8 protein-coding genes are annotated in these 12,389 nt (G+C 44.5%); all 8 read right to left on the reverse strand.

Annotated features, from left to right (window positions below):
• Window positions 1–9: 9 nt before the first annotated feature.
• Entirely contained in the window at window positions 10–1,602 is a 1,593-nt protein-coding gene (locus tag RLO19_RS17600) for an iron uptake porin (RefSeq protein ID WP_446358444.1), read from the reverse strand.
• Window positions 1,603–1,663: 61 nt separating this feature from the next.
• The gene (locus RLO19_RS17605) at window positions 1,664–2,689 is read right to left on the reverse strand and encodes a phosphotransferase (RefSeq protein WP_446358446.1); all 1,026 of its coding nucleotides are present in this window, start codon (window positions 2,687–2,689) and stop codon (window positions 1,664–1,666) included.
• A gap of 200 nt (window positions 2,690–2,889) precedes the next feature.
• Window positions 2,890–4,713 (reverse strand): ABC transporter ATP-binding protein, encoded by a 1,824-nt coding sequence (locus tag RLO19_RS17610; protein WP_446358448.1) that lies wholly within the window; start codon window positions 4,711–4,713, stop codon window positions 2,890–2,892.
• Between the two features lie 38 nt (window positions 4,714–4,751).
• Window positions 4,752–6,020 (reverse strand): glycosyltransferase family 4 protein, encoded by a 1,269-nt coding sequence (locus RLO19_RS17615; protein WP_446358450.1) that lies wholly within the window; start codon window positions 6,018–6,020, stop codon window positions 4,752–4,754.
• 423 nt (window positions 6,021–6,443) lie between these two features.
• Window positions 6,444–7,781: a glycosyltransferase gene (locus RLO19_RS17620; RefSeq protein ID WP_446358460.1), complete on the reverse strand. Its 1,338-nt coding sequence runs from the start codon at window positions 7,779–7,781 to the stop codon at window positions 6,444–6,446.
• Window positions 7,782–8,150: 369 nt separating this feature from the next.
• Complete coding sequence (locus RLO19_RS17625; protein ID WP_446358452.1) at window positions 8,151–9,542, reverse strand: glycosyltransferase family protein; 1,392 nt, start codon at window positions 9,540–9,542, stop codon at window positions 8,151–8,153.
• 245 nt (window positions 9,543–9,787) lie between these two features.
• Window positions 9,788–10,456 (reverse strand): response regulator transcription factor, encoded by a 669-nt coding sequence (locus RLO19_RS17630; RefSeq protein ID WP_446358454.1) that lies wholly within the window; start codon window positions 10,454–10,456, stop codon window positions 9,788–9,790.
• Window positions 10,434–11,975 carry a sensor histidine kinase gene (locus RLO19_RS17635; RefSeq protein ID WP_446358456.1) on the reverse strand — a complete coding sequence of 514 codons (1,542 nt, stop codon included), beginning with the start codon at window positions 11,973–11,975 and terminating at the stop codon, window positions 10,434–10,436. The genes RLO19_RS17630 and RLO19_RS17635 overlap by 23 nt, the downstream gene beginning before the upstream one ends.
• Between the last annotated feature and the right edge of the window lie 414 nt (window positions 11,976–12,389).

Genomic DNA, 12,389 nt, shown 5'->3' on the forward strand with positions numbered 1-12,389 from the left:
AAATCAACATTAAAACGTCAATGTAACTCGGATAGTGCCAACATAAATCGCATCATTATCATCATTGTGTTCTGGATTAGTAATCACAAAAACTCCTGGAGTAATCGCGATATCGTCATTAAGGGGAAAACGGTAAAATGCTTCTAGATGTAAAGCTGTATCCCGATCCTCAAAATCCTTACCCAGTTCATTATCAAGAATCTTCGGCGGTTGACCAATTATAATACCTGCCAAACTATCTTCTTTGCCAAAATCCGGCAAAGCTAACACCATTGCCCAGGTTAAAATATTAGCATTGGGTTGATCCGGTAAGTCCTTAGCCTGGGCTTGAATTAAACCAATTCGTCCGCCTAAAATAAATTCTGGATTGACTCGTATAGAGGCTTCAGCCGCGAAAGAATTAGCTATTACGTCTTCAGCATCGCGATTAAACGGATCACTGGTTAATTCGCTACCTGTTCCTGTATTAAAACTATTCGAGGAACGGGCATAAGTGAAACTTAAAGACGCGATGTCATTAGGTTGCCAAGTTAATTGCGCGATCGCAGCATAAGTATCATTGCCCAAAATCCCATTATCAGCTTCATTGGCATCGATCGCAACATACCCCAAGGCTAGATTAACAGACTCACCCAAGTTCTGAGAAATGCCAATTCCTGCCCCTTCTCCTTGACGGCGGATGGGATTTTCTCGTCCAAAGGTAGAAATGGAACCATCTCCACTCCCGCTAAATAGAGGATTGACGGTGGGGATTAAATCGCCTAACCCAATCCCTACTGTACCCAAACTCACTTGGGTTTGGGGAGTGACTAAAAATCGGTACTCTAATTCATCAATTTCGACTTCATTGTCATCGTTTCCATCAAATCCTAAATTTGCCATTTGTGTGCCTGTGGCGGCTTCAAATTCTGGAATAGAACGACCTTGTATACGAATTTTTAGTCTATCTTTTCCGGTAAAACTCGTTTCTAATGTGAGGCGAACTCGATTGCCAAATGTAAGATTGTCGTCAATGGTTTCACAACTTCCATCGGCTCTTTCTGTACCCTGAACTCCACTGATCGCAAAAATAACTTCTCCTTCTAATTCGGTGGTGCTAGAAAATTGCCGAGATTCTAATTGAGTTGTGCTAGTTTCTAGGCGGTATAACCGTTCTGTAAGTGTGCTTAATTCGACAGCAAAATCCTGTTGTAACCGTTGCAGGGTTTCTAGATCATTTGCGGAAACTGAGTTTGTTGTACTGTTGACATTTTGTTGATAAATGTGATCCAGACAAGCCTTTAATCCAGCGGCAAATTCATAGCGAGTCAGAGTTTGATTCCCTCGATAGGTGTTATTGGGGTATCCGGTGACACAACCATAGCGATCAATGAGCGATCGCAATGCCTGAAATGCCCAATCCTCCGCACTGACATCGGATAGCTGAGACACAGGTGTAATGGCGTTCATCCCCGGATTAGTGGGTTCTTCTATGATGGAACTATTGTGATTAATATCTGTTGGTAGAAACTCCTTGGCTAGAGTGGTATTTGTTCCCATCATAGGACAAACTAAAACAGACATCACAAGCCCTAGTTTTTGAGATAAACGTTTTACAATCATCTTCCATTTAAAACTTAGCTAGAGTGGGTTGATTGGTTAATACTATCTATAAAAACTGCCCCTACATTCGGGAAAAATTAAAATGTTTCGCCAGACGTTGTTCGCACAGTTCTAATATTGTTTCGGTAAATTGACACCGTTCCGTAAACTGTGTGCTGATGTAAATATGTCGAACTAAGGTTAAGGTTGTATAAGACTGGATGGCAGGAATAAGGGCTTCACCTGCAATCTGAATAAATCTCTCGGTTAAAGCATTTTCTCGATCCCTTAATGCCTCTGGATTCCCCAACGTCCGCAAACTTTGCTCGGTGATATGTCCAATAAAATTACCAATATCTAAGCCAGGATTGCCTTGACAATATAAATCCAGATCCAGTAAATAAAGGCGAGTATTATCAACAATAATTTGGTCAGGATAAAAGTCGCGATGAATCCCTAAAACTTGCGGTTCTGGGGTCATCGCCGCCACGCGATCGCACCCAACTAAAATTTGCTCTAAACGGCTTTCCCACTGGGGTTTGAGTTGAGCGACTAGGGGGAGACGTTCGTGCAAAATTCGCAGTTCATCGGCTATGGTGTGGCGGCGCTGGGGCGGTATTTTGGCTTGATGTAATTTATTGATGGCTTCAGCAATGCGTTTAGCTAAGCGAATTCCATTGGCTTGGGGAAGTAAGTTTGTGGCAATTACTCCGGGGACTTTGCGCTGAAGCCACATCTGAAAGTTGGGAATTACTCCGATGGGTTCGGGTATACTAATGCCATCGTTACTATTGTCTATAAATCCTCTATGCCAAAGGGCTTGGTTGAGTTGATAGCTTTTAAAATCGGTGCCTTTTGCCCGTACTTTACCCAGAAGGGTGATGGGAATGGTGGAATGATTAGGATTTTTTAGGTTATATTCTATTAGACAACGACGCCGGGGTTTGTGGCGAATGACTTTAATGGCACAAAGGTTGCTTTTTTGAAGGGGTTGTGGTAGGTTTTTGGTGAGTTCTTGCTGGACGGTTATTGGGTTAAGGGCTGCGGTAAGGAATGACAGGTTTGGATCGGTGGTGATGTTGAATGGATCGATTACTGGAATGGTCATGGGATTGATGCTTTTAGATTTAAATGGGTGGCGTCGGAATGATGTTTTTTTAACGCAGAGGGGCGCAGAGGTAAGCGCAGAGGGGCGCAGAGGGATTGGGATGAAGGTTGGAGGAATTGGAGGAATAAGGGGACATGAGAGGAGTTCTGTCTCCATTGTTATTATTTCTTTGTTTCCCCATCTTTCTATCTTCCCAACATTTATTCAGCGGCGCCTATTTCTTGCTTTTTGTTTTCTCTGTAGGCTGGAGATTGCATCTGATATAAGCTGGTATATTTTCTATTGAGTTGCATGAGTTGGGAGTGGGTTCCTTGTTCGAGGATTTGTCCGTTTTCTAGGTAGAGAATTAAATCAGCACGAGCGGCGAGGGTTAAGTCATGGGTGATGAGGAAGGTGGTGCGGTTTTTGGCTACGCTTTCTAGGGCGGTAATGACGGCTTTTTCGTTATGTTTGTCTAAACCTGTGGTGGGTTCATCGAGGATGAGAATGGGGGCTTTGCGAATGGCGGCTCTGGCTATGGCTAAACGTTGACGTTGTCCCCCGGAGAGGGTGGAGCCTCGCTCGCCTAAGATGGTGTCGTAGCCTTGGGGAAGCGCTTCGACAAATTCATGAGCATTGGCAAGACGCACTGCTGCTTCAATCTCGGCGTGGGTAGCATTGGGTACTCCATAAGCGATGTTTTCCCAAACGGTGGCGGCAAAGAGTAAACTGTCTTGCATGACGACACTAATTTGAGTTCGCAATGATTTGAGGGTATAGTCACGAATATCTCGTTCATCAATCATGACTCGCCCTTCGCTGGGATCATACAAACGCAAAAGTAGGCTGAGAAGTGTCGATTTACCACTCCCGGAGGTGCCCACGAGTGCTATTTGTTGTCCCGGTTTTACGTCTAATTCAATGGCTTTGAGTAAGGGATTATCGGCTTGATAGGCAAAGCTGACGCAATCAAATCTGACATATCCTTGAAATGGAGGCGCGACAATGGCAAATGGGGAATCGCTAATCTCTGGTGTTTCATCTAAAATGTCTAAAACACGCTCCCCAGAGGCTACCGCTTTTGATAGTCGCCCGGTATATTTGGCAAAGTTTTGTATGGGTTTAAAGGCTTGTTTGAGATAGGTTAAGAAGACTAAAACATCCCCAGGGGTGAGATTATCTCTTAATGCTAATCTGGCTCCGTACCACAAGACAATGGCTGTACCAATGGCAATGATTACATCCACAGTACGTTCTAGGCTAGCGGATAAGCGTTGGGTTTTTACACTTTCCTTGAGACTGCGATGATTGGCTTGGGAGAAGACGTTGGCGAAGGCGTCTTGGAGGGAAAGGGCTTGTACCAGTTTAATCGCACTAATCGACTCGGCTAGAGTGGCGGCGACAGCCCCCTCACGCTGACGCTGCTGACGTGAGGCTTGCTGAATTCGCTCACTCAGACGGGTGGCGGCGAACCAAAAGAATGGTAAGGTAATTAATGCTAATAATGTTAGATCGCGATCGATCCAAACCATGATCCCAATCATACCCAATAGTGTCAGAATACTGACGATAAGGGGCATGACGGCGGTTAGGACAATTTCTTGTAATCGGGTTGTATCGGTGCTGATTCGCACTAATAAATCACCACTTCTGGCTTTAGTATGGTAGGAAAGAGATAGGCACTGAAGATGGCGATACAGTTGTTCGCGAATTTCAGTTAAAATATGGCTACTTGCTAGGGCTAAACTCACGGTACTCCAGTAAGATGCCATTGCTCGCAGTGCGGTGATGGCGATTACCCCTAAAGCAGAGAGGGTTAGCAATGTTACTGGATCAAAACGATTTAGAATACTAATATTTGCATCAGGAGTATTGATTAAAATATAGTCAAAAACAAATTTCAGGGGCCAAGGTTCAAGTAATCTCAACACTACCTCAGCGAATAGAGCCAATACCGCTGTGATTAAGAGTAAATTTTGTTTCTGAAGATAGGGGGCGAAGCGATGTAATATTCGCCAAAAACTAGGGATAGATTTTTTTTTCATTTGTCATTCGTCATTCGTCATTTGTCATTCGTCATTTGTTATTCCCAATCTGCTCCACCATGGGGATTGGGCGAAGCATTTGCGTTGGTATCTTGGCATAAAACCGAAACATCTGGGCGCAAATGCTTCGCCCCTACGAATGTATCTGCTCCCTCTGTCATACCCGCGATTTCTAATAGACGTTTCGCGATCGCATCCCAGGTATGATGGTGCTGTATCGTCTGTCTGGCGGCTTTTCCTAGCTGTTTGCCTAATGCCGGATTATGGTAGAGGCGCTCCAAAGTTGCGGCTAAGGCTACGGCGTCGCCTGGAGGACATAATAAACCATTCATTTCATCTTCAATTAATTCTCTTAATTGTCCAATACCACTCGCCACCACGGGTAATCCGGCTGCCATATATTCATATACTTTTAAGGGTGAAAAATAAAAGTCAGATTGGTGCGGATAAGGGGCAACTGCAACGGTCATTTTTGCCAGAAGTTCCGGAATTTTATCAGGGGTAACGGCTCCGGTAAAATGAGTCGCATCTAATAATCCGTGTGCTGATAATTCTGTAACTAAATTCTCCCGTTCGGGTCCATCCCCAACAATTAGTAGTCGCGTATTCCTATACTTTTTATGCAGGGTGTCAAAGGCTTCGACTAAAATTGATAATCCATGCCAAGGCTTGAGTGTGCCAACAAATCCCACGGTGAATGTTTCCTGCTGAATTGATAATGGCGATTTAATATCACGGAAAAAACGCTCTGGGTTAACCCCATTGGCAATCACATGCACTCGTTGATTTACGCCGGGATAGGCTTCTATATAAGTCTTAATTTCTTCAGAAACGGCAATAATTGCACTCGCCGTACTAAATACGCGCTGCGCTACTTTTTCAGCATTAGCATGATTGACTAATCCTCGATGTTTTGCCTGTTCTTGAATCAAGGGAGCATTGACTTCTAAAAGTCCTGGTATTCCTTTAGATTGGGCATATTCCATCCCGGCAAAACTCCACAGAGAGTAACGCTCATAAACTAAGTCAAAAACACCGTTTTTTTCCAGTGTTAGACGTAGATTAATATTAGCAGATAGGGCAGCTTGTTCACGGGCAGCTATTTCACCTTTGGGAATAGAGGGTAAACGATGAACAATAATAGTTTCTAAACCTGGTGGCGGCTCACCACCGATTCGGGTGGCAAATAACTCAACCTGCATCCCTAGTTTTAGCCAAGCGCGAATCACCTCTTGAACATGAATCGAGCAACCTTTTTGACCAAAAACCGGAATACCTGGATCAGCACAAATGTAAGCGATTCGCATAATTTATATCCTCAACAAACGATAAACGAAATTGTAGGGGCGGGTTTCACTACTTAACTTTATTCTTGACCCTAATATCCCTAAACCCGCCCTGTATCAGGAATAAATTCACAAATTGACAATGGATAATGAACAATGGATAATGACCTCTCCTTAAAATAAGAGGATTGAAATTAATGAAAATCTTTTTTAATTTCTTCGTAAACGAAGAGATCTTAGACCCAATTAATCAATTGTCAATTATCAATTATTAATTATCCATTGATAAATGAGTCTGTAGGGGCGGGTTTCACTACTTAACTTTATTCTTAACCCTGATGTCACTAAACCCGCCCCGTTCCAAGTCTGGAATAAAAGGGTTATTTGACTAATGACAAGATATCCTGTTGGGTTTCGCTATCGCTCAACCCAACCTAATTCTACTTATACATTTTGTGCAAAACTGACATTATCTTGTTGGTGAGACTGGTGCGAGACATGATTAGAAACTACCGGAGAATAATTTAACTTCTCTTGATTAACGACTTGATGAAAAATAGTGCGTAAAGCCGCAGTATTCCGATAAATATCAAACTCTGACTCAATCAATTGCCGCGCTTTAGTTGCCAGTTTCACCCGTAAACTGGGATTAATCAGTAAGCGTTCCAGAGCATTTGCCAACACCTGAGGATCATGTTGATCCACCATCAATCCCGTATCTTCATTACGCACAACTTCTGGAATTCCCGTTACATCAGTCGCCACACAGGGCGTACCCAGTGCCATCGCTTCCAGTAAAACCGTCGGTAAACCCTCACGATTTCCATCACTGCCAATAATATAAGGTGCAGCAAATACAGCCGCATTTTGGATATACTCAAAGACTTCATTTTGAGGACGTGAACCGATAATTTCAACGGTTGATTGTACACCGAGGCGTTGAATTTGCTCTCGCAGAATCGCTTCTAATGAACCTGATCCAATAATTTGACAATGAAACGAACAGCCGCGATTGACAAGAATGGCACAAGCGTCAATTAAAACCGAAACCCCTTTTTTTTCCACCAATCGACTGACTGAAAGAATTGTGGGTGGGCGATTTTGGGGAGATTTATACCCGAATTGGTTTAAGTTTAAGCCATTATAAATTCGCTGGATATGGGCGGCGGCTGTACTGTATGTCTGTTGTAAATATTTGAGATTATAGTCACTAACAGTAATCACACTTGCCGCATCTTGCAGCTTCCTTTTCATGTCTTCTGGTTCGACACTTTCATGGAAAATATCCTTAGCATGAGCGGTGAAAGTGTAGGTTATTCCGGCAAAGTGGGCAGCCAGACGAGCGACACTGGTTGCCACTGTACCAAAGTGAGCATGTAAATGATGAATGTTTTTTAACCGCACCTCTCGTGCTAACCAAGCGGCTTGATAAACGGTACTGGCTTTTTCCCCTTGAGCAAACTCTAACTTTGCCCAAAAATTGGGGATAATTTTACTGGCTTCCTGAAGTTCTGCCCAGAAGAAGCTCGCGGCTGTTGGGTTAAGGCTATTGAGAGAATCGCTAACTCGCCCTTGGATGGGTTTACGAATATAGTAAACGGGAGCGCGGACTTGGGAAATAATATTTTGGAAATGAGTCTCAGCCGGAGGGCGCAGGGCAAATATTTCTATTTCTAATCCAGCGGCTTCATGGGCTAAAATTTCATTGACGACGAATGTTTCTGAGTAGCGCGGATAACGCTTGAGGACATAACCAATGCGGTTTAATTGTGTGGAAAGCATCATTTTAATGGGGGATAGGGTAAATTGTGAATATGTAGGGGCGGGTTTTACCGATAACGCTCCGGCTCAAACCACTAACTGAACTAAACCTGCCCCGATTTGATCCGTTTTATCCATTAACGACATCACCGGAGCTGGGCGAAGCATTTGGGTATAATATTTTGGACAAGTATCATCAGATAGCCCCCCAAATGCGAGAGCCCCTACAAGTAACGAATGACGAATGACGAATGACGAATGACGAATGACGAATGACGAATGACAAATGACGAATGACGAATGACGAATGACAAATGACAAATGACGAATGACGAATGACGAATGACGAATGACGAATGACGAATGACGAATGACAAATCTGGTCAAGAATTACGAAGCATTAGCCATGGAAATAACTGGGGAATCAACAACGGATTCGAGGAAGTGAGGCAAACGTGCAAGCCCATGGAAATCGATGCGATCGCGTCGATGTGTCGATGTTCCGATTGTCCGCGATAGCCATTCACTTAAGGCGGTGGGAGTGATATCATCGGGATGCAGCATATCAATTAATCCCAAATCCTGTAACCGTTTAGCCCGAATTAACTGTTCCTGTCGCGGTTTGACTCGTGGTACAATTAGCGCGGGTTTGTCAAAGGAAAGAACTTCATAAGTGGTGTTGTAGCCGCCCATCGTAATTACACAATCCGCCCGATCTAACAGTTGGGTAGGTTCAGCCAGAAACTCCAACACTCGTAAACGGGGATGTTTCGCCGCCATTTTGTGTAAGTGTTGACGCACTGAAAGGGGCATAAATGGACCGGTTAAAATCACCCCATTGGTGTCTGGGGGTAAAGTCACTTGGGCAAAGGTTTCCGCCAGCTTATCCCCATCTTGCCCACCGCCAACCAGACAAAGCGCCAGCCGCCCAGGGGGGAGGTTTAGTCTCCCGAAGAGGTCAATATCAGAATTATCGACAAATTCCAGTCGTTTGCGCTGGTCAAAACAGCCAGTATACCGTACTTTAGCCGCTATATCTGGGGAAAATTTACAGTCCTCAACCAGATCCGAGATTCTGGGATCGCCGTAAATCCACACGGCATCATAATACTTACGAATAATTTCTTCATTAGCCGCCTGCTGCCATTCATGCTGTACTTTTATCGGATCATCAAGCACATCCCGTAAACCTAAAACACAACGGGTGTCTGTTTGAGTATGCAAATACTCTAGGGTTAAATCTAATTCTCGAATTGCCCCCCGTGGCACATTATCGACAATGAAGACATCCGGTTGAAAGGATTCGACAGTAGCCCGGATAATATTAGCGCGGAGATTGACAATGTGCTGAAGCGAGAGATCCAAGCGACGGGATTGATACTCTCCATTCGTTCCTTTATGCAGAGCCGGAAGCGCTACATAGTCTACGCCATCAGGGATATGCAGATTACTTGCCTCACTCATGCCACTAATCAGCAGAATGTCTGTGGGTAAAGCAGACTGGGCAAGGGTTTGGGCAATTAATAAGTTGCGTCGCTTATGACCCAAACCCATCGTATCATGAGAGTACAACACCACCCGCAATTTCCGAGTTCTGGCGCTATTCGGTTGGACAATCGCCGGAGCTAGATGGGAAAACCAGCCAGTATGAGCCGCATCAGTCGCACCACTGGTTCGCTCCTCTAAATGAAGATGTGGTTGAATCCTTAAGGTTGGCGACTCAATACGGGAATATCCTTGTGTGTGTAAATAACTTCCGAGTCTTGGCTGGTGTGCTGACATCGTTCTCTCCTTGTACTCCAAGCTTTGTGTGAGCTGTTGAATCAGCCTTTGATGGACGTAGGATTAGAAACTCGGATTTCTACACGAAATGTGCTTTACGTTTACTTAACTTTAATTTAATTAAGCTTTGTTAAGAGTACATGAGACTTTCATGAGAAATCTTTCATGTTTGTCAAACTGTAGAGACGTTCCATGGAACGTCTCTACATGGATTGTTGATGAATTTGTACAGGTAAAGCGTCTGATCAAGTGCGGAGGCGATAACCCATCCCTCTGACGGTTTCAATTAAGTCACTCCCTAACTTCTTACGCAGATATCCAATATAGACATCGACGATATTGGAACCCGGATCGTAATCATACCCCCAAACATGACTGAGTAACTGCTCTCGACTCATCACTTGCCCTCGATGGCGTAACAGGGTTTCTGCCAGGGTAAATTCTCGCGCGGATAGCTCAACGAGCTGACCCTTGACATGAACCTGACGAGTCAGTAAATCTAAAGTAACTTCACCTGTCGTCAGCACCGTCTCCTCTTGGGCTTTGGGCAAATAGTTATTACGCAACCGCAGGCGCACCCGGGCTAAGAGTTCTGCAAACTGAAAGGGCTTCGTCATGTAATCATCAGCCCCTCCCTCTAATCCAGCCACCTTATCATGGATGTCATCACGGGCGGTGAGAATAATAATCGGGATCTGTTCTCCTTGACCCCGTAACTCCTCTAGGATCTGTAAACCATCTTTGCCTGGAAGCCCCAAATCCATGATCAGCAGGTCAAATTCGTGGGAGAGTACCATCGCCAGCGTCTCCCCCGCATCGGTAGCGACGCTGCTGGTAAATCCGTTAGATCGCAGCCCCTTCTCGATAAATGCGGCAATACGGGGTTCATCTTCAGCAATCAGAATTCGATTCATCGGGTAGGATATCCTGTCTTGGCTCTAGAGGGATAACAATTGTAAATTGAGCGCCAGCACCAAGTCTGCTTTTGAGTTTAACTTGTCCCTGATGCGCTTGGGCGATCGCTTGAACGATAGACAATCCTAAACCCGCGCCTTCAGAACAACGACGGCTATTAGGGAGTCGGGCAAATCGCTCAAAAATCCGCTTTTGGTTAGCTCGATCAATTCCGTCGCCAGTATCACGAACCCAGAAACAGGCGTAGTGGCGATTGATCGCTGAACCCAAGGCGATTTGCTCTCCCGGTTTGGTGTGTTGGGTGGCATTTTCAGCCAGATTCATGATTGCTTGAGTGAGGCGCTGACGATCGGCGACAATTGAACCTGACGCGATCGCATCCAGTTGCCAGTCTCGTTCGGCTAAGGCTTTGGCTTTAGCAAAAAGTTCCTCAGTGAATGAGCTAATATCTATTATTTCAACCTGTAAAAAATCGCGCCATTCTGCTTTCGCCAACAGGAGTAAATCATTAACAAATCGGTTCATCCGATCCAATTCATCGAGGACTAATTCTAATGTTTCCTGTTGAGCTTTTGGGTCATCATCCCATAATTCCAGATGACCTCGGATAATCGTAATCGGTGTCCGCAATTCGTGACCCGCATCATTGATAAAGTTTCGTTGGCTAGTAAATGCCCGGTGCAGACGATCCAGCATTTGATTCAGCGTGATTGTCAATTCCGCAATTTCACCAGTACCTTGAATAGGAATGCGTTGGGTCAAATCCGTTTCACTAATTGAACGCGCCGTTTCTGTTACCGAACGTAGGGGGGCTAGCACCCGTCCAGCGGCAATCCAAGCCACAATGGACGCAACAACCATGACGACCAAAGTTACTTTAACAATCACCCAAACGACTTCATTGACTTCTTCCTTTTCATAGGCGATGACATTGGCAACAATAAACAGTCCCCGAATTTCTCCGCCAATTTCCACCGGTTCGGCATAGTAAAGAATCGGACCGACTGATGTTTCTTCCAAACCTTTTGCGGGTTGAGTCAGCTTAGTCCAACCTTTGAGTAGCCGTGCATCCGGTTGCAGCGGGTCAGGCAATGCTGTCGGACTAGATTGGTAGAATTGACCATCGATAATGGTCAGCATAAATTCTCCGTTATTGGGAATATTACGGGATAGAAAAACCTCAAATAAAGCCGCCAAATCATTGCCAAACGGCTGACCAGTTAAGGGGTTTTTTCCTTGTTGGAACAATCGCTGAAACTCCTGCACTTCTTGGTTTAGGGAGCTGTCAATTCGTTTGTGCGCCTCTTCAAATAGAACTTGACGGATCAGCCCAACTGATGTAGCCGTAAAGCAAACCATTAGCAGGACATACCAGGCAAGAATACGAGTTCGTGCTTCCCAAAATAGATGACGCCAACCCCAATACCTTTTAGTTTTACTCGCCTCATGATTTTGCTCAAATTTGGCTGAGGTGAGGTTGTTACCCAGCTTAGTCACGTCTGTTCCCTGTTCGTTCATAAGTTACAAAACCTGATATTGATCTTAGGGAATTTGATAATTCACATGCTGTCGATAAAGTCATAAATTTATACTTTTTATAAATTGTTTAAAATTTAATACCCAAATAAGGTAAACTAAATTTGAGTTGGGTGTAGGGGCGGGTTTCACCACTATCGTTTCTTACCTGACCCAGATGTAACTCGCGCCCGCCCCGACTTGAGGGTGTATGTCAACTTTGTAGGTACTGACTTAAGGTTGGTGGGTACTGCCCACTCTACTGGACTGACACAGCTAAAATTGTGGGATAGATTTGACGATTAAATCGGGTGGGATAGATTTGACGATTAAATCGGGTGGGATAGATTTGACGATTAAATCGGGTGGGATAGATTTGACGATTAAATCGGGTGGGATAGATTTGACGATTAAATC

Source organism: Coleofasciculus sp. G2-EDA-02 (genome assembly GCF_040226375.1).
Classification (GTDB): Bacteria; Cyanobacteriota; Cyanobacteriia; order Cyanobacteriales; family Coleofasciculaceae; genus Coleofasciculus.